This window comes from Salmonella sp. NW884, assembly GCF_051700745.1.
GTDB lineage: Bacteria > Pseudomonadota > Gammaproteobacteria > Enterobacterales > Enterobacteriaceae > Salmonella > Salmonella enterica.
In genome coordinates this window covers 230544-255639 of record NZ_JAMMDE010000006.1, presented here as the reverse complement: position 1 = coordinate 255639, position 25096 = coordinate 230544, and the positions used below count along the sequence as shown (strand labels likewise).

Sequence of the window (25096 nt, the reverse complement as noted above, 5' to 3'; positions counted from 1 at the left end):
CCTAAGTCAATAAATTTTTAAATTGATCACATTCCGAAACTTGTTCATGTGCTGCTGGCGATATATTTATTTTCAACCAATTCCCCCTGTCATGATCTCTTGCAACCAGACGTAATCTCTTATTATTTTAAAAATTACAGCACGTTATTTTGTTAGTTTTTTTTCAATATCATGGACCAAACGGTGCAACATTACCGTATCTCGCTGTCCCAGCAGGCCGATTCGCTGTTGTAGCCAGTCGGTTAATTTGTGGTCATCGGCCGCCTCCAGAGTCGTTAGCAGGCGTAAAAGGCGCGCGCGTAACGCCTGTAACTGCGATTCATCAGCAATATCAACGGATTCTGTGGTCTGTTGCATTAAACCTGCTAATTGATAGCAATACACCATGACCGCCTGACCCAGATTGAGCGAAGGGTAATCCGCCGCCATCGGCACGCCGGTCAATACATCCGCCAGCGCCAGCTCGTCATTGGTCAGACCGGAATCCTCACGGCCAAAAACCAGCGCGGCATGACGCATCCAGCGTGATTTTTCCTGTAATAAGGGAACCAGTTCAGCGGGCGAAGCGTAGTAATGAAATTTTGCCCGGCTGCGGGCTGTCGTCGCTACGGTAAAATCCACATCGTGGAGTGCGTCGGCAAGGGTGTGGAAAACCTCAATATTATCAATAATATCTCCAGATCCATGTGCGACCCAACGGGTGGCGGGCTCCAGGTGCGCCTGGCTGTCGACAATACGCAGGTCAGTAAATTCCATGGTCTTCATAGCCCGGGCGGCTGCGCCGATATTTTCCGCTCTGGCGGGAGCGACAAGAACGATTGTTACACGCATTTCATTACTCTTTTTGACTAATTTACAGGAAATTAGCTGGCGTTTGTAAGCATATTACGCTTCGCAAATTTACAAAATTTTAACGGATATCACTGAAAAAGCATTTTTGATTTCGTAAAAGACGCTACACTATTGCGTATCTGTACTATTGCTGTTTATGTTAACAGAACATCGTTATCCTGCTGTTTATTTAGGATAATTTAATTTAAAATAGATCCTGTTCTTTGGATTCATCACATTTATTAGTTGGCTTACGTAACTAGTTGGAATATTGCAAATTTGTGATGAAAGCTAGCATTTAGCTACGATGATTTCATCAAACTGTTAACGTGCTACAATTGAACTTGATATATGTCAACGAAGCGTAGTTTTATTAGGTGTCCGGTACGTCTTAGCCTGTTATGTTGCTGTTAAAATGGTTAGGATGACAGCCGTTTTTGACACTGTCGGGTCCAGAGGGAAAGTACCCACGACCAAGCTAATGATGTTGTTGACGTTGATGGAAAGTGCATCAAGAACGCAATTACGTACTTTAGTCATGTTACGCCGATCATGTTAATTTGCGACATGCATCAGGCAGGTCAGGGACTTTTGTACTTCCTGTTTCGATTTAGTTGGCAATTTAGGTAGCAAACATGCAGACCCCGCACATTCTTATCGTTGAAGACGAGTTGGTAACACGCAACACGTTGAAAAGTATTTTCGAAGCGGAAGGCTATGATGTATTCGAAGCGACAGATGGCGCGGAAATGCATCAGATCCTCTCTGAATATGACATCAACCTGGTGATCATGGATATCAATCTGCCAGGGAAAAACGGTCTCCTGTTAGCGCGTGAACTGCGTGAGCAGGCTAACGTTGCGCTGATGTTCCTGACGGGCCGCGATAACGAAGTCGACAAAATTCTCGGCCTCGAAATCGGCGCGGATGATTACATCACCAAACCGTTTAACCCACGCGAATTGACCATCCGTGCCCGCAACCTGCTGTCCCGTACCATGAACCTGGGTACCGTCAGCGAAGAGCGTCGTAGCGTTGAAAGCTACAAGTTCAACGGTTGGGAACTGGATATCAACAGTCGTTCACTGATCGGCCCGGACGGCGAGCAGTATAAACTACCGCGCAGCGAGTTCCGCGCGATGCTTCACTTCTGCGAAAACCCTGGCAAAATTCAGTCGCGCGCAGAGCTGTTGAAGAAAATGACCGGCCGCGAGCTGAAGCCGCATGACCGTACTGTTGACGTTACCATTCGTCGTATTCGTAAGCATTTCGAATCCACGCCGGATACGCCGGAAATCATCGCCACCATTCACGGCGAAGGTTATCGCTTCTGCGGCGACCTGCAGGATTAATTCGGCCCAGGCGCCGAACCGTAAAAACAGCCGGTAAGTTATTCTTACTGGCTGTTTCTTATGCTCCCCTTCCGCTAAGCGGCCTCGCTTTCCCTCCTGACCTGCCGCTATGACGTACTCTTTTACATAAAAATTGTCGTATAGCGCTGTTTATCTCAGCTTGCGAAAGTTAAGGTAGTTTGTGTATTTACATTAAAGAGTAATACACGGGATTTGTTAGTCCCCAAAAAATAAGGGGATGCTCACAGGACGTGAGGTTTCAAAGGATGAAAAAATCACCATTATGCTGCTACCTGTTTTGTGCAGCGATGTCAGCTTCATCAGCCGCGCTGGCTGCTACCGCGCCGGTCTCCGCAGGCGTTATTCATTTCAAAGGCCAGATTGTCGAATATGGTTGTAATCTTGCGCCTCACGATCGCAATATCGAGGTATCATGTTTGCGGAATAATATCCCCCATTTGCAGACAGTCGCCACACCGTCTGGAAACGCTATTTCGTTGATGAATGGAATCGCCACGGTACGGCACGTGTCGTTAAAAGATCATCCGGAGATTCAAAGTCTGATCGTCCAGTACCGCTAACCGCTTATGGCTCCCGCCGGGAGGAGTTCCGGCAGGCAGCGATTTCGCTCAGTAAAACGCCGCCCGCCTGCATTTTGTACTTTTCTCTCATTCGTATCCTACAACAGCGATGTTCATCGCTTCGCTATCCTGTACGCTCTACGCGCTCGTTAAGCACGGTACCTATGATAGCTGTCATAAAATGATTGCAAATAAAATCATCACATTTACTATGGTTAACCTTACAAACAGCGTTGTCGCTCATGCATTGACAAGGTGAATACATTGACTTAAATATTCTTGTTGGCTATTTTAATTTACTTAATTATAATTTTAAGTGAATATTAAATTTATGTTTACCTTTTAATAGTCAACCACTTTATCAGCCATAATAATGGGGAAGATATGAAGCAGTTAAACGGCGGGAATGTGTATCGTCCCACAGGGAAAGAAAAAAACCTGCAAGCCATTTTAAATATTCATCGGCACGTTATTCAAAACATCTCCCCTGTCACTATTACGGCCGGTAAAACACTGGATATCAAGATTGATAATCAATCCCACATCCTGTTAATCACTAAAGGCGCTATTAAAGTATGTCGGCGTATCGACAGCATTGTAATGGGCTGCGGTGTCTCACCAATGATTTTAGGCCTTGTAGATGCCTATGCTGACTTATACCAGTTAGAAGAGAATTCAGACGTCTTTTTTATCGCCGAAACCACCTGTGAATATTATCCTGTCCCAGTAAAAGATTTTGTGGAAATAGCTGATGAAAAGCATCTCTGGCGTGACATTTCGAACATCCTGATGCACCGCATTGCTTTCATGACTAACCGTGACAGAAATCTTATCGGGCAGGACGCCTATAGCCAGATAAAAGCGCTGTTACTTGAACTGTGGTCGTATCCTGAAAGCTCACGATTTGAGATCAATGCACAGAACTTCATACAGCAGAGAACCGGGCTTTCACGCAGCCGTATCATGCAGGTACTTTCAGAACTAAAAGCGGGGGACTATATAAAAATACTGCATGGAAGACTGTTAGAGCTTCGAAACCTGCCGGTTTCATTTTAAACGGACAAGCGTCGTATACTCTTAAAAATAAAGCAATATAGAGTTAAATAAATCCTCCAGGAAATAATAACTATTATCAAAAAAGAGATCTTGCTCTATAAATTCAGTCATCAACCATATTTCTTTAGTGGTATTTTATTAAACTTTGTTACCGGGTCCGAAACTGGACTGCCGTTCAATATTGCATCAGAATTTTTATTGAGTTCATAGTTGATATACGTAGAATAGCCGCCTGCTTATCTACAGAACAGAAAGAAGCGCATACAGAGTAAAATATAATATTTTATTTTATATAGCTATCTTTATTTTTCAGCGAATAGAATCAGGCAACAATTAATATGTTTAATAAGAAAATTATCATCCTGGCAATGTTAACTGCCGTAGCATCCACACCGATATTTGCCCAGAACACGATTACGTTCAATGGCAAAATTTACGATCAGGCGTGTACGGTTCAGGTGAATGGCTCCACGGATACCACCATTGATTTGGGTAATTACAGCAAAGAACGCATCGCGGAAAAAGGCGCCACAACCGATTACGTGCCGTTTACCGTAAGCCTGGTTAGCTGCCCGGAAGCAGGGACTGGCGTACCAACCCAGGCCATGTTCCGCTTCCACGGCGCAACGGATGATTCCAACCCAACGTACTTCAAAAACGCGGACGAAGGATCGGAAACGGGCGCCGCGGGTGTCGGTATTTCTATTCAGAACGCTTCACATAGCGATGTAACAGATAACACGGATGATGCCGCAGTAAACCTGCCAACCGACGGCTCGACAGCAGCCTTTACCTATTACGCCGCCATGGCAAACGATGGTTCCGCAACCGTAACCGGTGGAGATGTTAGCACTCAGGTTACGTATACCGTTTCGTATCAGTAAGGCATTCTCATCCTGATGTGGACAGGCAGGATGCCAGTCCATAGCGTAAAACATCTTTACAGAGTAAAAAATGAAACACATAAAGAAATCCGTGTTGGTCGTATTACTGACAAGCCATGTTGCCCATGCCAGCATTGTTGTTGGCGGAACCCGACTGGTTTTCGACGGCAATAATGATGAGTCGTCAATCAATGTAGAGAATAAAGACAGCAAAGCGAATCTTGTTCAGTCATGGTTATCGGTTGCCGATCCCCAGGTCACAAATAAGCAGGCGTTTATTATCACCCCGCCTCTTTTTCGCCTTGATGCCGGGCAAAAGAACAGCATTCGGGTTATTCGCTCTGGCGCCCCTCTACCTGCAGATCGGGAGTCTATGTACTGGCTCAATATTAAGGGTATTCCTTCTATTGATGATAATGCCTCCGCGAACCGCGTGGAAATCTCCATTAATACCCAAATAAAGCTTATTTATCGACCGCCAGCATTAACAAAATCAACGCCTGATAGCCAGAGCCAACAATTAAAATGGCAGACGGCAGGTGATGTTATTACCGTAAATAACCCCACTCCCTATTATATGAACTTTGCCAGTGTGACGCTTAACAGCCATGAAGTGAAATCAGCGACCTTCGTTCCGCCAAAATCTTCAGCGTCATTTAAATTGAGTTCTACTGCCGCCCCTCATGGCACGGTAACGTGGCGATTAATCAGCGATTATGGGATGAGTTTAGAGCCGCATTCCGGTTCATTCTAGCCATTAACGACTTCACTTTACTTTTACCCTTTCAGGACTTTTACTGTGCAATTCTCCAGAGTAGAGCCCCGTTCTCAATTAGCGTTATCGTTTCTCTTTATATGCTGTTCCATAAAACCAGCGTTAGCGCATGATCATTTTAATCCATTATCGTTGGAAAATGATGAACCGGGCGTGGAGAATGTCGATCTATCGGTTTTCGAAAAGGGGGGGCAGGCAGAAGGCACCTATAATGTTGATATTTATATTAATAACACCAGTGTTGAAACAAAAAATATTGCCTTTAAAAATAAAAAATCAGCAGATAATAAGCTCTCCCTACAGCCGTGTCTTAGCGTTGAACAACTCAAGCAGTGGGGCGTAAAAACAGAAAACTTCCCCGAGCTTAAAAATGACCCAAACGGGTGTACCGATCTTAGTCTGCTGGCTGGCGCTGTAGCAAAGTTTAATGTCATCGGTAACCGGCTGGATTTAGCGATCCCTCAAATCGCGTTGATCGCCGACCCGCGAGAATTCGTCCCTACCAGCGAATGGGATGAAGGCATTAATGCTTTTTTGCTGAACTACAGTTTTACCGGATCGCAGGATCACGATATTGATGAAAACCGGACGGAAAATAGCGAATACGCTAACCTGCGCCCTGGTATTAACATTGGCGCATGGCGTTTTCGTAACTACTCAACCTGGAATCATGATAGCGATGGGCAAAATAGCTGGGATTCTGCCTACACCTATGTTTCTCGCGATATCGAATTTTTAAAAGGACAGCTGATCGCCGGGGAAAATAACACGCCCGCGGACGTCTTTGACAGTATTTCATTTAAAGGCGTACAGATCTCTTCTGATGACGATATGTTGCCGGACAGTATGAAAGGGTTCGCCCCGGTCATTCGCGAGGTGGCCAAAAGCAGCGCGCAGGTAACCGTTGAACAAAACGGTTATACCATCTACAAAACTAACGTTCCGGCGGGTCCATTCGCCATCAACGATCTTTATCCAACCGGCGGTTCGGGCGACCTGTACGTCACCATCAAAGAATCCGATGGTTCTGAACAGCATTTCATTGTGCCCTACGCCAGCGTTCCGGTATTACAGCGTGAAGGCCACCTGAAATACGACCTGACGGTAGGCCGCACGCGTTCATCAGATACGCATTCCGCACAACAAAATTTCGCAGAACTGACGGCCTTATACGGATTAGCAGGCGGCATAACCGCCTATGGCGGAATAGAGAGTACGCTGAGCAATGATATTTATCATGCGGCGCTCATCGGGACAGGTTTAAACCTTGGCGATCTGGGCGCATTGTCTTTAGACGTCACCAACTCATGGTCAAAAATTAAAGCAGGCGATGTGGTTAGCGATACGCTTACCGGACAGTCCTGGCGTATTCGTTACAGCAAAGATATTCAGTCAACAGGCACCAATTTCACTGTCGCTGGCTACCGTTATTCGACCAAAGATTACTACGCTCTTGAGGATGTGCTGGATACCTATAGCGATAATAGTCACTATGATCATGTACGTAATCGCACCGACCTGTCGTTATCGCAAGACATTATCTACGGTTCCATTTCACTCACTTTATATAATGAAGATTACTGGAATGACACTCATACCACATCATTAGGTATTGGCTATAACAACATATGGCATAACGTAAGCTATGGCATTAACTATTCTTATACGCTGAACGCCGATAATTCTCAGGATGAAGACGACGATACGGAAGACAGTAATGACCAGCAAATTTCAATCAATATTAGTATTCCGTTAGATGCCTTTATGCCGTCAACGTATGCCACCTACAATATGAACTCCGCGAAAGACGGCGATACCACGCACACTGTCGGTTTAAACGGAACAGCGCTGGCACAGAAAAATCTCTCATGGAGCGTTCAGGAAGGTTATTCCTCTCAAGAGAAAGCCACCAGCGGTAATGTGAGCGCAACCTATAACGGGACGTATGCGGATATTAACGGCGGGTATAGCTACGATAATCATATGCGTCGCCTGAATTATGGCGTTCAGGGCGGCGTACTACTACATCGAAATGGCCTGACACTATCCCAGCCAATGGACGACACCATCATATTGGTTAAAGCCCCTGGCGCAGCGGGTGTCCCCGTGAATAACGAAACGGGCGTGGACACCGATTTTCGGGGTTATGCCGTTGTACCTTATGCTTCGCCTTACCATCGTAATGAAGTCTCTTTAGATACGACGGGCATTAGAAAAAATATTGAGCTCATTGATACCAGTAAAACGCTGGTGCCTACCCGTGGCGCGGTGGTCAGGGCTGAATATAAAACCAATATTGGTTACAAGGCATTGATGGTATTAACCCGCATAAACAATCTTCCTGTTCCTTTTGGCGCGACCGTCTCGTCTTTAACAAAACCAGACAATCACAGCAGTTTTGTTGGTGATGCGGGGCAAGCCTGGTTAACCGGACTGGAAAAACAAGGGCGGTTATTAGTGAAGTGGGGACCAACAGCAGCAGACCGGTGTCAGGTCTCTTATCGTATACCGAGCTCCCCCTCCGCTTCTGGCGTAGAAATCTTACACGAGCAATGCCAGTGATTCTGGTGGGATAAAAGATGAATATGAACAGATTTGCTGCATTAGCCGCCCTGTTAACGTTCACGGGTCTGGCATTATGGTCGCCATCGATCAGCGCGGCATACAATACCGCAGATGCCGTAGACATTAACGTTACGGGATTAATTTATGCCGATCCGTGTACCGTGACGGTCCCCGACACGCTCTCTCTTGGACAATATGCCCGGGCGGATATCGCCGTGGCCGGCGGCAATACCGCCACCATTCCTTTTACCATAAAAATGACGAATTGCCCGGCAACGACCACAAAAGCCGCGATTTCATTTAACGGCGTACCTTATCCCGATCCAAATTATGCTTCTGCGATTTATGCAAACAGCGCGGCCAATCCGGCGCAGGATTTAGGATTACAGCTTTTTAACCTGGACGGTAAAAGTCTGGTCAATCTGGCCAACAACGTCACTTACACGGTGGATATCAACAGTAATACCCATGAAGCCAATTTGCCTGTCGCCGCAAGGATGTATACCCCGTATGGAAAAGTCACGGCAGGGGATTTCACGTCCGTTGTGACGATCACTATCGCATGGCAATAACATCTTTCTATTTCACCTGGTATAAAAGCAGGAATTTTTCATGAGAAGGTTATATCTGGCGCTTATTCTGCTGTTCGCGTATTCCGGTCATGGTTACGCCTCCTGTAAACGTTCCGGAAATGAAGGCGCGATCACTATCACCCCGCCGTCGCAGCTTGTGGTGGATAGCCACGCCTATACCGCAGGCGAAGTGTTGTGGCAATCGGGCTGGGTTTCCACCTCCGAAGTCACAATGGATGGCTGTAGTCGCGATTATAAGGTCGGTTTTTTATATGAACCCGGTAGCGCGCAGTCAAATACATCAGCGACAATCAATGCGAATGACGGGAACAACACGCCGGTATTTAGCACAGGGATTTCCGGCGTGGGCATTGCGATTAAAACCCAAACGAATGCTGGCCCTTACGATAATGTCATGCCAATCGATAATACCTACCATAATGGCGATGGCAATAAAACACACCATGCGATGGCTCCCGCCTACAATGTTGAACTGGTCGCCTTAGGCGGTCCGATCACCTCCGGTACCGCGACATTCCAAAGCCCACTGGCGCGCGTATCCTTTCGCGATAGCGCAACGGAAGACTCCGGCGGCGATATCCTGACCCATCTGTATTTGGGGAATACACAATTGATTATGAAAGCGATGGGATGTCGGGTAGAAACACCTGCCATCATCGTTGATTTAGGCAGCGTCAATTTAGGCAGTTTCGCTAACAGTCAAACGGCGGGCACAGGCGAGCAGGATATCTTATTGACCTGCGAACAAGGCACCGCTATTTCCGCATCGTTAAGCGCCCAACCGGCCAGCGGAAACAATCCTGATAATTCAGTCATCCAGTTGAGCAATGCAAGCGCGCCAACCAGCGCAACCGGCGTTGGCGTACAGTTGGGTATTCAGGCGCCGGACGCCGGTTTCTTTACCGACAGTTTGCCAATCAATCAAAAAATTGATCTCTTTACTCACACGATTACCACCAATGCCGATGGCAGCCAGACGGTTAACGGCGGAACCATGAATATGTCGACCACCCTGAAAATTAGCGCGCGCTACTATAAAACCGCCGCCACGGTAACGGCCGGGCAAGCGAATGCCACGGCAACATTAAACCTGACCTATAACTAACGGCATCACATTTTCTGGCGCTGCGCGGGAAAACGTTAACGCGCGCGCCCGTTAGATTTATTTCCACAAACGTAATTCGTCATCTTGTACTGGCGGTAATGACTTACGTTGCTGACAAGAGAGCGAATACCAGTCCAGATGGCGCGTCAGGAACATCACGCCGCCAAGCGCCAGTAGCAGAACGCCGGTACCCAGAAGCAACGAGCTATCTTCCGAACGCAGCAATCCCCACATCACGCCATCCAGCGCCAATAACGCTAACGTAAACAGCACGCTATTGCGCCATCCTTTCAGCACTGCCTGCAAATAAACGCTATTCATCAACGCGCCCACCAGGCTGGCGGCGATCCAGGCTGGCGTGAAACCGATATGTTCCGACAGTGCCAGCAATAGCAGGTAGAACATCACCAGCGATAACCCCACCAGCAGATACTGCATCGGGTGTAACCGCTGCCCCGTCAGGGTTTCGAAGACAAAGAAAGCCATAAACGTTAGCGTAATCAACAAAATGGCGTATTTCGTCGCTCTGTCCGTCAGTTGATACTGATCGGCTGGCGTCGATACAGCGACGCTAAACGCTGGTAAGTTGTCCCAATCCACCTTTTGCGCATCAGCAAACTGTTCGCCGAGATTCGTGGCAAACCGACTGGTTTGCCACTGGGCCTGAAATCCTGAACCGCTGATTTCGCGTTTACCGGGAAGAAAATCCCCCACAAAATTTGGGTGCGGCCAGTTGCTGGTCAGGGTCATTTCACTGCTACGCCCGACGGGAACCAGTGAAAAGCTGCCGGTTCCGCTTAAATTTAACGACATCACCAACGTCAGGTTGCGCGTCGCCCACTGACTGTCCGGCAGCGGGATATGAATGCCCTCTCTACTTTCCGGTAAGCCGGTCCCCGGTTCTACAGTGAGCGTTTCACCATTCACCTGCGGCGCTTTTACTGCGCTGATACCGCGCGCATCGCCGACGCCTACGACGATAAAGGGCTTTCCAAGGGTAATGTTCGGTCTGTTCAGCTCATGCAGACGGGCCACATCAAACTCCGCCTTTATCGCCATATCGGTATGCCACACCTGCCCCTGATAAATACCTATTTTTCGCGCTTCAACGTTTTGATTGCCTTCGACCAATAGCGACTCCGGCAGCCAAAAATAGAGATAGCTGCGCTTATACTGGACCTCTTTCTCCTCTTCCAGCACGGTATAGAGCTCTGTCACCGGAACCGCCACCAGCGGGCCGACAACCTTTTGTGGGCCGCTGGTACTCTGACGAATAGCGGCTTCTACATGGCTTCGATAATCAGCACGCTCCACGATGGTGTGCCGTACCATCATCAGGGGAATTAACAGCAGGATCATGGCGCCGCCTAACGTAATCATTTTCCACAACAGGGGGGATTTCAACATAGCGTTCTCCTTTGCAATGCCAGCAGTGTAAGAACGCGATGTGGGGAGAATTTGAAGTTATGTGAAGTGACGGTGAAGTGTCAACGAGGCCAGCACGCCGCCTTCGGGACGATTGCACAACGTCACCTCACCGTTGAGGAGTCGCGCCGCCTCGCTGACAAACGCCAGCCCAAGCCCGCTGCTTTTACGCCCGTTTTCACGGGGCAACGAATAGAATCGGTCGAAAATGCGCGGCAGCGCAAAATCAGGAATACCACAGCCGGAATCCGTCACCTGCAGGATCGCTTTCTCTCCCATCGGTTGAGCGCTTAATGTGATAACGCCATTTTCAGGCGTAAAGTCGATGGCATTGTCCAACACATTGCCCAACGCCTGCGCCAGAAGCTCCGCGTCGGCGACGACGACCAGCGAGGAAGGCCGTAGAGTAAGGGTGATATTTTTTGCCGCCAACTGAATACTGCGTGCCTCGCTAAGCTGCGTAAATAGCTCATCAACAGCAACCGGCGCGAGAGGGATATCCTGCCGGTTTTCCAGCCGCGCCTGGCGCAGCAGGGTCTCTACCAGCGCCTGCATTCGCGTATTTTGCGCCAGTATATTCTCTGTAAAGCGGGTAACCACATCCGCGGGCGGTCCTTCACGCAGAATCTCCGCCGCGCCTCGTATCGCCGCCAGCGGACTTTTCAGCTCATGAGTCAACGCATACACGTACTGCTCAATCTCATTCTTGCCTTCCAGCTTAATGCGCATACTCTCCAGCGCCTGCGCCAGTTTACGCAGCTCGCTGCTGCCTAATGCAGGTAACGCAAGCGGGCGGTTTTCGGTGACGGAATCCGCATAGCGCGTCAACCGGGCGATGGAGCGGTTAATCCACCAGACCATCCCCGCGCCAATCGCCAGCGCAATCCCCAGTAAAACGGCGCTGGCCCACAGAATGCGCCGTTCGCTGCGCTTAATCACCGGCGCCATTGCCGCATTCGGTTTACCGACAGACAGGACGCCGATAATCCGTCCATCGCTGATTATCGGCGCGGCTACGTACATCACGGTGCTATTGGGATCAGCAGCATCTTTTGCCGTGCTGCGGGCGCCATACTGTCCGCGCAGCGTAAGCCAGACGTCATTCCAGCGAGAATAATCCTGCCCCACCGCTTTGTTTTCCGAATCAAACAACACCTTCCCCTGCGCATCCGTCATGTAGACATGGTATTCATTGCGCACTTTGACGATCCCGCTGATATTGGCGCGAAACGGGCGATGTTGCAGTTGGGCGAATGCTTTCGCCAACTGGCCGTCAGTCGGGTTGCCGGAGAGAAGATCGTCGCGGGCCAGCGCCGCCAGCAGCGTCGCGGTGTCAATCAGCGTCCCTTCCGTCGCGCGGCGGACGCCCGGCTTTACCTCCTGCACGAAGATAGACAGCACAAACACGGCGGCGACGGCGACAATAAGAAAGTAGCCCAGTAGCAAACGCATTCCGATGCGCATCAGACGCTCCTCAGGCTGTATCCCATTCCACGATGCGTGTTAATTGGCGAGAGATCCGGGTTGATCGCGCGTAGCTTAGCGCGCAGGGTTTTGATGTGTGTATCGACCGTCCGATCGAAGGTCTCCTGGGCATCAGACCAGACAATATCCATCAATTGCTGACGCGAGTACACGCGCTCCGGCGACAGCAGCAGGGTTTTAAGAAGCAGAAACTCATAACGCGTCAGCGAGAGCGGCGTACCAAACCAGGCGATCTGCGCCGCCGGTTCATTGAGTTCAAAATGTCCGGTACGCACCACCGGCGACGGCGCAGCAAACTTTTTCACCCGGCGCAACAGCGTGCGCACGCGGGCGCTCACTTCGCGCGGCGAGAACGGCTTGGCGACATAATCATCTGCGCCGATCTCCAGACCAAGCAATCGATCCACTTCATCGCTACGGGCAGTCAGGAAAAGAATCGGCAGCGCAGGATGGCGTTCCAGCAACTGCCGACACAGCTCAAAGCCGCTGATATCCGGTAGTCCCACATCGAGAATCACCGCATCCGGCCGTTGCTGACGCGCTTTTTCCAGCGCGGGCAGCCCGCGAGCGAATAGCTCAACGGTAAACCCTTCCAGTTGCAGGGTGTAGATGAGCGTATCGGCGATTCCCTGTTCATCCTCGACTAACCAGACCTGCGGTTGCTGCATACTCTTTCCCTGTTATTGTCGCCACGGCATGACCGGCACCGCGCTGATGGCGTTCTTCGGCGACCCGTCGACTACTTTGTCGGAGTAGGCCAGATACGCCAGCGTGTTGCGTTTCTCATCATAGAAACGCACGACCTGCAATGACTTAAATATCAATGAGGTGCGTTTTTTGAAAACCACCTCTCCCTGCGCCTTGCCGTTCTTAATTTTGTCGCTCAGTTCAATAGGCCCGACCTGCTGACAAGAGATGGCGGCGTCAGACGTATCTTCCGCCAGCCCCAATCCGCCTTTTATGCCGCCCGTTTTCGCCCGGCTAACATAGCACGTCACGTTTTTGACATCAGGATCGTCAAAAGCTTCCACCACGATTTTATGGTCAGGACCGAACATTTTAAATACCGTATCGACTGAACCAATTTGTTCCGCGCGGGCGCTCTGCCCCAGCAGCAACAAAATTGAGAAAAGTACTAAGCTCTTGTATTTCATATTGTTACCATTCATAAAAGTTACATTGCGTAATTATTAGACATTCTAAAATAAAATGGTTATAGATCACAGGATTAGAATAATTACCTGTCACGTTGCCTAAAAAAAGCATTTAAGCTCAAAAAAAACACTGAATGCTAAAAGAACAAAAAATGCTATTATCCTCTTACCTGATATCGGGTGCTCGTTGTTGAAAGGATGGGGATATTTTATGGATCAGGCTGGCATAATTCGCGACCTGTTAATCTGGCTGGAAGGTCATCTGGATCAGCCGCTGTCACTTGACAATGTGGCGGCAAAAGCAGGCTATTCCAAGTGGCACCTGCAGAGAATGTTTAAGGACGTGACGGGCCACGCCATTGGCGCTTACATCCGCGCCCGTCGTTTATCGAAATCAGCAGTGGCGCTGCGTTTGACCGCGCGTCCAATTCTGGATATTGCTCTTCAGTACCGCTTCGATTCTCAGCAAACCTTTACGCGCGCCTTTAAGAAACAGTTTTCCCAGACGCCAGCGCTGTATCGTCGCTCCTCGGAATGGAGCGCCTTTGGCATTCGCCCGCCATTACGGCTGGGCGAGTTTACCGTGCCGGAACATCAGTTCGTTACGCTGGAAGATACGCCGCTCCTTGGCGTCACGCAGAGCTATTCCTGCTCGCTGGAACAGATTTCCGACTTCCGCCACGAAATGCGCGTGCAATTCTGGCATGATTTCCTCGGTCATTCGCCAACTATTCCGCCAGTGCTTTATGGGCTTAATGAAACGCGCCCCAGCATGGAGAAAGACGATGAGCAGGAAGTATTCTATACCACCGCACTGCCGCAAGAGCAGGCCGATGGCTATGTTCAGTCGGCGCATCCCGTGCTGTTGCAGGGCGGTGAATACGTCATGTTCACCTATGAAGGGTTAGGAACCGGCGTGCAGGATTTTATCCTGACCGTTTACGGCACCTGTATGCCAATGCTGAATCTGACCCGTCGTAAAGGGCAGGATATAGAGCGATACTACCCGTCAGAAGATACCAAAACCGGCGATCGCCCTATCAACCTGCGCTGCGAATTTCTGATCCCGATTCGTCGTTAACGCTGTAGCTCATCCAATGCAGGGGCGTCCAGATGCGAAACGTCCCCTGCGGTTTCTACCACCCACCCAGACGCCAGCCACTGGCTTTCCTGGTAATCGATGCGGGAAATAGAGCAGTTGCGCAAACGTAACCGGCGTTCCGCCCAGGCGGGTAGTCCCAGTATAGTACTGACCAGACAGCCCAACGCGATACCGTGACTGACTAATAAAGGTCGGCTGCCCTGCGGTAGCTCCAGACAGGACGCCAGCGCGGCATGAACGCGATCGCTCAACTCCTGCATCGATTCCCCACCGGGAATACGACCATCCTGCGTGCCGTTGACTAACTGACGACGCCAGCCCTCTTCTTCTTCCGTCAGCGAATCGATCTGGCGCTTTTCCAGCACGCCCATATCCAGCTCGCGCAGGCGGGAGTCAAAGGTAATATCACACCCGCACGCCTGGGCGATAATCTCCGCCGTGCGTTTTGTGCGGCCTAAATCGCTGCTGATGATATGGGTGATGCCGAGGCTGCGGGCGCGTTCTCCTACCTGCATGGCCTGCTGCTCGCCTTTTGCTGTCAGGGGACTGTCCGATTGGCCCTGAATACGTCGCTCGGCGTTCCACTGCGTTTCACCGTGGCGAACAAGGTATACCTGTAACATGTTTTTTTTCCGTTATACTGCGATAAATTTTTAAAACTGAGCTTAATTATGCACCAGGTTATCTCTGCGACCACCAATCCTGCCAAAATTCAGGCAATTCTACAGGCATTTGAAGAGATTTTCGGCGAAGGATCGTGCCATATTACGCCCGTCGCCGTCGAGAGCGGCGTACCGGAGCAGCCCTTCGGAAGCGAGGAAACGCGTGCTGGCGCACGAAATCGCGTGGGTAATGCGCGACGCCTGCATCCACAAGCTGATTTCTGGGTAGCCATTGAAGCCGGAATTGACGATGACGCCACCTTCAGTTGGGTGGTGATTGATAACGGCGTTCAGCGCGGTGAAGCGCGATCGGCCACGCTGCCGCTGCCCGCCGTCATTCTCGACAGAGTCCGCCAGGGAGAAGCGCTTGGCCCGGTAATGTCGCAGTACACAGGTATTGATGAGATTGGCCGCAAAGAGGGCGCCATTGGCGTATTTACCGCCGGAAAATTAACGCGCTCCAGCGTTTACTACCAGGCGGTGATCCTGGCGCTCAGCCCGTTTCATAACGCGGTGTATCGATAATTATTTGCGCTATATTGTAAGCCTGATAAGCACAGCGCCATCAGGCATTTCGCGGCGATGTTGCCGGATAGCCGCTTCGCCTTATCCGGCCTACGAGCAAATCAGGCGTTTTTCAGCAGTACGTTCTCAAGCCAATGACGCAGTTCAACCGGCGCGGATTTCAGGCTGTTTGACCCGCGCGTGATGGTGGCGATGCCCGCCCCCAGCTCGGTTTTCAACTCGCGCTGGCTCATTTCGCCACGCAGCAACTCCTCAATAATGCGCACGCGCGTTCCCAGCGCTTCACGCTCGTCCGGCGTAAGCATCAGTTGTAATAAAGGCAGATGCAGATCCTCTGCATATGCCTGACGGAGTAACTCCACAAAACGAAGCCACTCCTGATTACGTTGTTCGGCGATAGCCGATGAATAAGGGGAATGCTGGGTCATGTTATACCGCCGTTTGTACTGTTACACGAGTACAAATGATAACATAACCCGTCTGCATTAATACCGTCGCTGCCACTCAGAGTCGCTCATTAAGGCCTCTTTCTGCCCCATAAAGTGGCGATAGTAAGCGTCATAGGCCAGAACGTTTTTCACGTAGCCGCGCGTTTCCGAAAAGGGAATGCTTTCGACAAACGCTACGGCATCGATACGCCCGGCGCTATTGCCAAGCCAGGTGCGCACGCGCCCCGGCCCGGCGTTATACGCCGCCGAGGCGAAAATACGGTTATTACCAAACTGCTGATAGACATACTGCAAATAGCTGGTGCCAATGTTGATGTTGGTCTCCGGCTCCAGCAGTTGGCCGGGGCCACGGTAGTCCGGAATCGAAAACATTTTCACCGTATGGGTGGCCGTTCCCGGCATAATCTGCATTAAGCCGCTGGCCCCTACCGGCGATTTTACTTTCGGGTTCCAGGCGCTCTCCTGGCGGGCAATCGCCATGGCATAGCTTTGTGAGATATCTTTTCCGCGGGTATAGCGGGTAAAAAGATCGTTATACGCCAGCGGAAAACGCTCCTCCAGATGATCCCACAGTTTTCCGGCGATCGTCGCCTGTACGCTCAGATCCCACCAGTGCTGGTTAAACGCATAGCGCGCCAGCTGCGCCTGTTCAGATTTACTACGGCTTTTTACCAGATTCGCCCATTCGCTGCGCGCCGTGTTATCCAGGTTCCAGTACATCAGCTCCCGTACACGCGCCATCTCCGGCCCCTGCGTCAACGCGCTGTTTACGTTGGCGGGCGCTTTATCGATTTTAAGCGTGTACTCTTCGCCTAAACGCTGCGCTGCGACCATCGGATAAAAACCGCGCTTCTGCATTAAAGCATGAAGGATCTCTTTCGCTTCGGCGTCACGACCGCGCTCCAGCAATAAATCCGCCTGCCAGTAACGCCACTCGTCTTTCTCTTTCGCCTCCATCGGCAGTCGGGCAAGCCAGGTATTGAGACCGCGACGATCGCCCATCCCCAGCGCCATACGCACGCGCCGCTCGATAAGCGACGTCGATTGCGAGCGCATAATCGCGTCATCGCGCCATTTCGCCTGCGCATCGGTCACATCGTTGCCCATCAGTCGCCAGGCAACGATATCGCGCAGCGCCTGCGTTTGTTCCTCATTAAGTTTCTGCGCCTGTACCAGCGAGGGGATCATCAGACGCGCATTTTCCGCGTCCTGGCGGGCGACGCTGGCAAACGCGACTTCCGCCATCTGGCGGGTAAAATCGGTGGCGCCGGTGGTGCGTGCGAAGGTCAACACGTTATTAGGGTCATTAGCGAGGGTAATGATCGCTGAGGCGATCGTTTGATATTCCGCCGGCATCTGTCCGGCCAGCACCGTAACCAGACCCGTATTTCCGGCTTTCATCGCCAGCCGAATACGTTCCAGGTACGCCAGCGGGTCTTGCTTGCCGGAGGCCCGCCAGACGCTGAACAGTTTATCGCAGGCATTCGGCTGACTTTTGCCGGTCAGCCAAAGGTCTTTCGCGCCCTGCCAGGCCGCTTCCGTTTGCCCGGTGCTCCATTTCGCGTAGTAATAGTTACATTGCGCTTCCGTGGTGCCGGGTTTCTCCGGGCTAAACGCCAGCAAGCCGCGCCAGTCTTCACGACGCGCCAGCTCATTGACGAAGCGTGATTGCAGCGTACGCGCAGGCGGAAGCGTAGGATTGGCGCGCACAAACTGCGTGACAGCAATCGCCGGTTGGTTCATCAAATCGTCGGTGATCTTACGGTATTCCAGATACGGGTAGAGCGGATAATCTTTCAGACCCGGCATCATCTGCTCTACCACATCCATCTGGCGGTTGTCCCAGGCCTGCTTAATCTGCGCATAGCGGTTACGCTGCTCTTCCAGTGAGTCGGCCCGCGCGAGGTGACAAAAGGTCAGCAGGCATACGCTGGCGGCGACGAGACGCCAGACAAATGGTTTGGCTCTATCCACAAGCACTTCCTCAATTGTTATCCAATGCAGCATCATGCCGCGTAATGAATTTATGCTAACCAGTCATAGCCATTTGCGCCACGTTACGGACACTTTTTTACTTTTATTGCGAGTGCGATCTGCTGGCTGGGCTTAGGCAGGGAAAAAGGCTACACTTCGCCTTTGAAATCTATTCACCATCACGATAAACATAGAGGCGAAGTCCAACGTGGCTCAATTCGTTTATACCATGCATCGTGTCGGCAAAGTGGTTCCGCCGAAACGTCATATTCTGAAAAACATCTCGCTGAGCTTCTTCCCTGGCGCCAAAATCGGCGTGCTGGGCCTTAACGGCGCCGGTAAGTCTACCCTGCTGCGCATCATGGCGGGTCTCGATAAAGATATCGAGGGCGAAGCGCGCCCGCAGCCCGGCATTAAGATTGGCTACCTGCCGCAGGAACCTCAGCTAAACCCGGAACACACGGTACGCGAGTCGATTGAAGAGGCCGTTTCGGAAGTGGTTAACGCCCTCAAACGTCTGGATGAAGTGTATGCGCTGTACGCCGATCCGGATGCCGACTTCGACAAGCTGGCCGCAGAGCAGGGCCGGCTTGAAGAGATTATCCAGGCGCACGACGGTCATAACCTGAACGTGCAGCTTGAGCGCGCAGCTGACGCCCTGCGTCTGCCGGACTGGGATGCCAAAGTCGAAAAACTGTCCGGCGGCGAGCGCCGTCGCGTGGCGCTGTGCCGTCTGTTGCTGGAAAAGCCGGACATGCTGCTGCTCGACGAACCCACCAACCACCTGGATGCCGAATCTGTTGCGTGGCTGGAACGTTTCCTGCACGACTTCGAAGGCACCGTCGTGGCGATTACCCACGACCGTTACTTCCTCGATAACGTTGCCGGTTGGATTCTGGAACTTGACCGCGGCGAAGGTATTCCGTGGGAAGGCAACTACTCCTCCTGGCTGGAGCAGAAAGATCAGCGTCTGGCGCAGGAAGCGTCTGCCGAAGCGGCGCGCCGTAAATCCATTGAGAAAGAGCTGGAGTGGGTGCGTCAGGGCGCGAAAGGCCGTCAGTCGAAAGGTAAGGCGCGTCTGGCTCGCTTTGAAGAACTGAACAGCGTTGAGTATCAGAAACGTAACGAAACCAACGAACTGTTTATTCCACCAGGACCGCGCCTGGGCGACAAAGTCATTGAAGTCAGCAACCTGCGTAAATCCTACGGCGACCGCGTACTGATCGACGACCTGAGCTTCTCGGTGCCGAAAGGCGCTATCGTCGGGATCATCGGGCCAAACGGCGCGGGTAAATCGACCCTGTTCCGCATGATGTCCGGTCAGGAGCAGCCTGATAGCGGCACCATTACGCTGGGTGAAACCGTCAAGCTGGCCTCGGTCGATCAGTTCCGCGACGCGATGGACAACAGCAAAACCGTCTGGGAAGAAGTGTCCGGCGGGCTGGATATCATGAAGATCGGCAATACCGAAATGCCAAGCCGCGCCTATGTAGGCCGCTTCAACTTCAAAGGCGTCGATCAGGGCAAACGCGTTGGCGAACTGTCCGGCGGTGAGCGTGGTCGTTTGCATCTGGCGAAGCTGCTGCAGGTGGGCGGCAACGTCCTGCTGCTCGACGAACCGACAAACGACCTGGATATCGAAACCCTGCGCGCGCTGGAAAACGCCCTGCTGGAGTTCCCTGGCTGCGCGATGGTTATCTCGCACGACCGTTGGTTCCTTGACCGTATCGCCACCCACATTCTGGATTATCAGGATGAAGGTAAGGTGGAATTCTTCGAAGGCAACTTTACCGAATACGAAGAGTACAAGAAACGCACGCTGGGCGCTGAGGCGCTGGAGCCGAAGCGTATCAAGTACAAGCGTATTGCCAAATAAACGTCTGAATGCCGGGTGGCGCTTGCGCTTACCCGGCCTACAAACCCAGCGATTCCAATACGTTGTGAAACTGTAGGCCTGATAAGACACGGTAAGCGTCGCATCAGGCATTGGTTCTTATCCCTGCTCGCCCATCATCTCTTTCACCAGTTCCACACAGCGCAAAAAGCGGCCATCGTAATCAGCCTCTTTAACGTGAACGAACTCAATGTTGTTTTCTTTCAGCATCTCGACCAGCAGGTTCTGGAACGCTTTGCGATCCACTGAACTGCCCAGGCTTCGCAGTCCGTCAGCTATCCACGGCGTATTATTCTCCAGCAAAATCACCAGGTCGAAGCGATACTCGTCGATCAGCGCCTGGACAAAGGGATGCTCGCGCCCTTCGTATTTTTTGCAAAATGCCTGGGTGGTGACGAAATCGGTATCGATAAACGCCACTTTATTCGCATATTTCACTGCGAAATCAATATATTGCGCATGGCCCAGCGCAATTTTATCGTAGTCGGAATACTGTAACGCCATCTCATCGCCGCCCAGATGCGAAAAAACATAGTCGCGGCCATATTCCCAGGCGCTGGTGGTATTAAAAATATTGGCGAGCTTATTGACCAGCGTAGACTTGCCGCTTGATTCCCCGCCCAGAATCGCGACGGTACGCACGAAAAACGGCTTCACTTCGGTAGGAATATATTCCCAGTAACGAAACGGATTTTCGCGGATTTGCGCCCCGCTGATATTCATAAACGTGCGTTCAGGATCGACCAGCACCGTCTCAATCCCTAAATGCTCAAGATACTGCGGCGCATCAGCCTCTTCGGAAGTGTAGATCCAGCTCGGCTGTATTCCCTTCTCTGCCATAAACGCTTTAATGCCGTTGCTCCAGACGTCCCAGCCATGCGGATAAGGCTCCATCCCCTCTTCATTAAAGGCGTGGATGCGAATATTTTTTTGGTATTTGAAGGTTTGCAGCAACCAGCGCAGGCGATCCGACACGGTGGGCTGCTGCGACATGGCGCTATCCTCAAACAGTCCGCGGTCGCGCGTATCGTCATATCCCATAATGATGTGCAACTCATCCACCTGGCTACAGGCGCGCTGGATCAAGTAGATGTGTCCGGTATGCAATGGATAAAATTTACCGAACACCACGCCAATGTTTTTCTGCCGGCGGGGAAACTCCAGCCCGAGAAAACGGTGTAGCGCCTCCAGTTTTTGCGCGCTGGGGCTTTTGATTTTGGCGTTAAGTAACTGACTCAGATACCCCTTGGTCATACCGCTGGCGTCAGCCACCTGTTGCAGAGTGCAACCTTGCTGCTTAATCGCGGTTTTGAGATAGTCGAACGATGACACAAGAGCCTCCTGCTGGAAAAATCGCATAACACTGCCTGACGGCGCTTCGCTTATCAGGCCTACAACATCAATCCGTATCAATCCGTAGGCCGGATAAGACGCATTGCATCGCCATCCGGCAAATTATACAACATCACTACATACAGAGAATTATAAGTCGTCAAACACGCTTAACGCATCTGCGAGCTTTTTAACACCGAACACCTGCATTCCTTCCGGCGGCTTTTTCGGTACGTTGGCGGCAGGCACAATCGCCCGACGAAAACCGTGTTTCGCCGCCTCGGAAATACGCTCCTGCCCGCTCGGCACCGGACGAATCTCGCCTGCCAGCCCCACTTCGCCAAACACCACCAGATCCTGCGGCAACGGCCTGTCACGCAGGCTGGAGACCATCGCCAGCAGTAAAGCCAGATCCGCGCTGGTTTCGGTGACTTTCACGCCGCCGACCACGTTGACGAAGACGTCCTGATCCGACATTTGCAGACCGCCGTGTCGGTGCAGCACCGCCAGCAGGATTGCCAGACGGTTTTGTTCCAGACCGACCGCCACGCGTCTGGGGTTCGCCATCATCGAGTGATCGACCAGCGCCTGAATCTCCACCAGCAACGGTCGCGTACCTTCCCAGACGACCATCACTGAGCTGCCGGAAGTGACCTCATCGCCGCGGCTTAAAAAGATGGCGGACGGGTTGCTCACTTCGCGCAACCCCTGTTCGGTCATAGCGAAGACGCCCAGCTCATTGACTGCGCCAAAGCGGTTTTTGTGGCTGCGCAGCGTGCGGAAACGAGAATCGGCGTCGCCGTCGAGCAATACTGAGCAATCGATACAGTGTTCCAGCACTTTCGGCCCGGCCAGCGACCCGTCTTTGGTGACGTGGCCGACCATCACGATCGCCACGCCGCGCGTTTTAGCGAAGCGCGTCAGGTAGGCTGCCGTTTCGCGGACCTGGGCGACGCTGCCCGGCGACGACTGGATGTCCGCCATATGCATCACCTGTATGGAGTCGATCACCATTAGCTTCGGCTGTTCTTCTTCCGCTATCAGGCAGATCTGCTCGATGCTGGTTTCGGAGAGCATATTCAGATTAGCGGTCGGCAGGCCGAGACGGTGCGCGCGCATCGCCACCTGCTGTAGAGACTCTTCGCCGGTGACGTACAGCGTTTTCATCTGCTCGGCAAGTTTGCACAGCGTTTGCAGCAGCAACGTTGATTTGCCCGCGCCGGGGTTACCGCCAATCAAAATGGCGCTGCCGGGTACCACCCCGCCGCCCAGCACGCGGTCAAACTCTTTAAAACCGGTAGAAAAGCGCGGCAGTTCCTCAAGACTGATGTCAGACAGTTTCTGCACTTTTGATACGCCCGCACTGCCGGCGTATCCGCTCAGACGTTCGTTACGCGCCACCGTCGGCGACGCGGCAAGGCGCACCTCAGTAATGGTGTTCCAGGCATGACAGGCGCTGCACTGCCCCTGCCAGCGTGGGTAATCGGCACCACATTCATTACAAACAAAGGCGCGTTTGGGAGCTTTTGCCACGTTTTACCTCTTTCGTTAACGCTGTTGCCGGATGGCGCTGACGCTTATCCGGCCTACGGTCGCCTTGCCATTGGGCAGGTTAATCATTTCTGGTTCATGCTGCCGGAGAGAATGCAAAACACGCCCATCAGGTCAGCGTGGCGGATCGTAATCTCCGTCTTTTCGTTTACTTTTGGCTTGGCATGGAAGGCAATACCTAACCCTGCCGCTTTGATCATTGGCAGATCGTTAGCGCCGTCGCCAATCGCCACCGTCTGCGCCAGCGGGATGTCATGCTCTTGCGCCAGACGAAGCAAGGTATTGGCTTTATACTCAGCATCCACAATATCGCCGATAACGTGACCGGTAAATTTACCGTCCATGATCTCCAGCTCATTGGCGACCGCCGCCGTCAGGCGTAGCTGGTCACGCAGATAGTCGGCGAAGAAAGTGAAGCCGCCGGAGGCGATAGCGATTTTCCAGCCAAGCGCTTCCAGTTTTAGCACCAACTGCGTTAATCCTGGCATTAGCGGCAGATTCCCGCGCACCTGGCGCAAAATATCGGCATCCGCGCCTTTCAGCGTCGCCACGCGGCTGCGCAGGCTGGCGGTAAAATCAAGCTCGCCGCGCATCGCGCGCTCCGTCACTTCAGCCACCTTCTCACCGGTACCGGCCAGCTTCGCGATTTCATCGATACACTCAATCTGGATCGCCGTGGAATCCATATCCATGACCAGCAGCCCCGGTGTGCGCAGATGCGGAATTTTACCCAGCGGCGCGACATCCAGCTGCGCCTCATGCGCCAGCCGCGTCGCACGCGGCGTCAGCGACCCCGCCAGACGAATGACCTGATAATCCTCCACGCACCAGGCGGCGACAATCACCATTGCGGCGCCCAGTTTGGTCTGATATTGAGTTAAACGCTGCTTATCCAGCCCGCGCCCATACAACAGCCAACCGCTGCGGCCTGCATGGTAATCCAGAGGCATCACCTCGTCGCCGCTTAAAGAAAGAGGCAAACCAGGCCATAAAGAGACATCTTCAGGCAGATCGCACCAGGTAATGTTAGGCATTAAAGCTCCTGTAAATCGTTCAGGCCGGTAACCGCCCCGCGGAAAATAACGCATGAGGCTACCTTGTAACCATCGCTTCTGGCAACATTAAGCCTCAAATTTTCAGCAGGTGGAATATGGCTCGCGCAAAACTGAAATTTCGGCTGCATCGTGCAGTCATTGTATTGTTCTGTCTCACACTGCTCGTCGCGCTCATGCAGGGCGCGTCCTGGTTTAGTCAAAACCACCAGCGACAGCGCAATCCGCAGTTGGAAGAGCTGGCCCGCACGCTGGCGCGCCAGGTGACGCTCAACATCGCCCCGCTGATGCGCAGCGAAACACCGGATGAAAATCGCATCAACGCCGTGCTGCGTCAGCTCACGCAAGAGAGCCGAATTCTGGATGCCGGCGTCTATGATGAACAGGGCGATCTTATTACTCGCGCTGGTGAAAGCGTCAACGTGCGCGACAGGCTGGCGCTGGATGGCAAAAAAGCGGGCAGCTATTTTAACCAACAAATTGTCGAGCCTATCCAGGGGAAAAACGGCCCATTGGGCTACCTGCGTCTGACGCTGGATACCCACACGCTGGCCACCGAAGCAAAGCAGGTCGATAACACCACCAACATTCTACGTCTGATGCTGCTACTCTCGCTGGCGATAGGCGTGGTGCTGACGCGCACCTTGCTACAAGGTAAACGCACCCGCTGGCAGCAGTCGCCCTTCCTGCTAACGGCCAGCAAGCCTGTTCCGGAAGAGGAAGAACGTGAGGAAAAAGAGTAAAATGAC

The 25096-nt window shown here is 52.0% G+C and carries 24 protein-coding genes; 12 read left to right on the top strand and 12 right to left on the bottom strand.

Features of this window, described 5'->3' with window-relative positions; all coding sequences use genetic code 11:
- Positions 1-144 precede the first annotated feature (144 nt).
- Together NA197_RS15470 and yjjY are read right to left on the bottom strand one after the other, a co-directional pair.
- Complete coding sequence (locus NA197_RS15470; RefSeq protein WP_317176357.1) at positions 145-831, bottom strand: tRNA/rRNA methyltransferase; 687 nt, start codon at positions 829-831, stop codon at positions 145-147.
- 399 nt (positions 832-1230) lie between these two features.
- Complete coding sequence (gene yjjY, locus NA197_RS15465) at positions 1231-1371, bottom strand: protein YjjY (protein ID WP_001541509.1); 141 nt, start codon at positions 1369-1371, stop codon at positions 1231-1233.
- 95 nt (positions 1372-1466) lie between these two features.
- Between yjjY and arcA the strand changes: the two genes are divergently transcribed.
- From arcA to sthE, 8 genes are all read left to right on the top strand, one after another.
- Complete coding sequence (gene arcA, locus NA197_RS15460) at positions 1467-2183, top strand: two-component system response regulator ArcA (RefSeq protein WP_001194359.1); 717 nt, start codon at positions 1467-1469, stop codon at positions 2181-2183.
- Between the two features lie 266 nt (positions 2184-2449).
- On the top strand, positions 2450-2764 hold the full coding sequence (locus NA197_RS15455) for a hypothetical protein (RefSeq protein WP_000749515.1): 315 nt from the start codon (positions 2450-2452) through the stop codon (positions 2762-2764).
- Positions 2765-3148: 384 nt separating this feature from the next.
- Entirely contained in the window at positions 3149-3820 is a 672-nt protein-coding gene (locus NA197_RS15450) for a winged helix-turn-helix transcriptional regulator (RefSeq protein ID WP_023234397.1), read from the top strand.
- Between the two features lie 338 nt (positions 3821-4158).
- Positions 4159-4704, top strand: coding sequence for a fimbrial protein (locus NA197_RS15445; protein ID WP_064043466.1), 546 nt, complete (start codon positions 4159-4161; stop codon positions 4702-4704).
- Between the two features lie 70 nt (positions 4705-4774).
- A complete protein-coding gene (sthA, locus tag NA197_RS15440; protein WP_000680523.1) occupies positions 4775-5458 on the top strand; it encodes a fimbrial biogenesis chaperone SthA in 684 nt (227 codons plus the stop codon).
- A 45-nt stretch (positions 5459-5503) separates the two neighbouring features.
- Positions 5504-8041 (top strand): fimbrial outer membrane usher protein, encoded by a 2538-nt coding sequence (locus tag NA197_RS15435; protein ID WP_064043465.1) that lies wholly within the window; start codon positions 5504-5506, stop codon positions 8039-8041.
- 17 nt (positions 8042-8058) lie between these two features.
- The gene (locus tag NA197_RS15430; RefSeq protein WP_001056984.1) at positions 8059-8616 is read left to right on the top strand and encodes a fimbrial protein; all 558 of its coding nucleotides are present in this window, start codon (positions 8059-8061) and stop codon (positions 8614-8616) included.
- Between the two features lie 40 nt (positions 8617-8656).
- Entirely contained in the window at positions 8657-9742 is a 1086-nt protein-coding gene (sthE, locus tag NA197_RS15425) for a fimbrial major subunit SthE (protein ID WP_064043464.1), read from the top strand.
- Between the two features lie 57 nt (positions 9743-9799).
- Here sthE and creD read toward each other — a convergent pair whose 3' ends face one another.
- Genes creD through creA form a run of 4 tightly spaced genes read right to left on the bottom strand, consistent with a single transcriptional unit; the run spans position 9800 to position 13806 of the window.
- Positions 9800-11149 carry a cell envelope integrity protein CreD gene (gene creD / locus NA197_RS15420; protein ID WP_064043463.1) on the bottom strand — a complete coding sequence of 450 codons (1350 nt, stop codon included), beginning with the start codon at positions 11147-11149 and terminating at the stop codon, positions 9800-9802.
- 57 nt (positions 11150-11206) lie between these two features.
- Entirely contained in the window at positions 11207-12631 is a 1425-nt protein-coding gene (gene creC, locus NA197_RS15415; RefSeq protein WP_064043462.1) for a two-component system sensor histidine kinase CreC, read from the bottom strand.
- Positions 12631-13320 (bottom strand): two-component system response regulator CreB, encoded by a 690-nt coding sequence (gene creB / locus NA197_RS15410; protein WP_001187046.1) that lies wholly within the window; start codon positions 13318-13320, stop codon positions 12631-12633. The genes creC and creB overlap by 1 nt, the downstream gene beginning before the upstream one ends.
- A gap of 12 nt (positions 13321-13332) precedes the next feature.
- Complete coding sequence (gene creA / locus NA197_RS15405) at positions 13333-13806, bottom strand: protein CreA (protein ID WP_000875811.1); 474 nt, start codon at positions 13804-13806, stop codon at positions 13333-13335.
- Between the two features lie 211 nt (positions 13807-14017).
- Between creA and robA the strand changes: the two genes are divergently transcribed.
- Entirely contained in the window at positions 14018-14887 is an 870-nt protein-coding gene (gene robA / locus NA197_RS15400) for an MDR efflux pump AcrAB transcriptional activator RobA (RefSeq protein ID WP_000371685.1), read from the top strand.
- Here robA and gpmB read toward each other — a convergent pair.
- The gene (gene gpmB, locus NA197_RS15395) at positions 14884-15531 is read right to left on the bottom strand and encodes a 2,3-diphosphoglycerate-dependent phosphoglycerate mutase GpmB (RefSeq protein WP_000942363.1); all 648 of its coding nucleotides are present in this window, start codon (positions 15529-15531) and stop codon (positions 14884-14886) included. The genes robA and gpmB overlap by 4 nt on opposite strands.
- Positions 15532-15579: 48 nt before the next feature.
- Here gpmB and yjjX point away from each other — a divergent pair, with 48 nt between their 5' ends.
- The gene (gene yjjX, locus NA197_RS15390; protein WP_000554315.1) at positions 15580-16095 is read left to right on the top strand and encodes an inosine/xanthosine triphosphatase; all 516 of its coding nucleotides are present in this window, start codon (positions 15580-15582) and stop codon (positions 16093-16095) included.
- Positions 16096-16196: 101 nt separating this feature from the next.
- Here yjjX and trpR read toward each other — a convergent pair whose 3' ends face one another.
- Both trpR and sltY read right to left on the bottom strand, forming a co-directional pair.
- Positions 16197-16523, bottom strand: coding sequence for a trp operon repressor (gene trpR / locus NA197_RS15385; protein WP_000192003.1), 327 nt, complete (start codon positions 16521-16523; stop codon positions 16197-16199).
- Between the two features lie 57 nt (positions 16524-16580).
- On the bottom strand, positions 16581-18551 hold the full coding sequence (sltY, locus tag NA197_RS15380; protein WP_155580949.1) for a murein transglycosylase: 1971 nt from the start codon (positions 18549-18551) through the stop codon (positions 16581-16583).
- 175 nt (positions 18552-18726) lie between these two features.
- Here sltY and ettA point away from each other — a divergent pair, with 175 nt between their 5' ends.
- Positions 18727-20394 carry an energy-dependent translational throttle protein EttA gene (gene ettA, locus NA197_RS15375; RefSeq protein WP_000046770.1) on the top strand — a complete coding sequence of 556 codons (1668 nt, stop codon included), beginning with the start codon at positions 18727-18729 and terminating at the stop codon, positions 20392-20394.
- Between the two features lie 117 nt (positions 20395-20511).
- Here ettA and nadR read toward each other — a convergent pair whose 3' ends face one another.
- The 3 genes from nadR to serB form a co-directional block, all read right to left on the bottom strand.
- On the bottom strand, positions 20512-21744 hold the full coding sequence (gene nadR, locus NA197_RS15370; RefSeq protein WP_001532645.1) for a multifunctional transcriptional regulator/nicotinamide-nucleotide adenylyltransferase/ribosylnicotinamide kinase NadR: 1233 nt from the start codon (positions 21742-21744) through the stop codon (positions 20512-20514).
- A 150-nt stretch (positions 21745-21894) separates the two neighbouring features.
- Positions 21895-23277, bottom strand: coding sequence for a DNA repair protein RadA (gene radA / locus NA197_RS15365; protein ID WP_001029710.1), 1383 nt, complete (start codon positions 23275-23277; stop codon positions 21895-21897).
- Between the two features lie 83 nt (positions 23278-23360).
- Positions 23361-24329: a phosphoserine phosphatase gene (gene serB, locus NA197_RS15360; protein WP_001132983.1), complete on the bottom strand. Its 969-nt coding sequence runs from the start codon at positions 24327-24329 to the stop codon at positions 23361-23363.
- Between the two features lie 116 nt (positions 24330-24445).
- On the opposite strand from serB, the gene NA197_RS15355 reads away from it, so the two are divergent.
- Entirely contained in the window at positions 24446-25090 is a 645-nt protein-coding gene (locus tag NA197_RS15355; protein WP_000090067.1) for a YtjB family periplasmic protein, read from the top strand.
- Positions 25091-25096 lie beyond the last annotated feature (6 nt).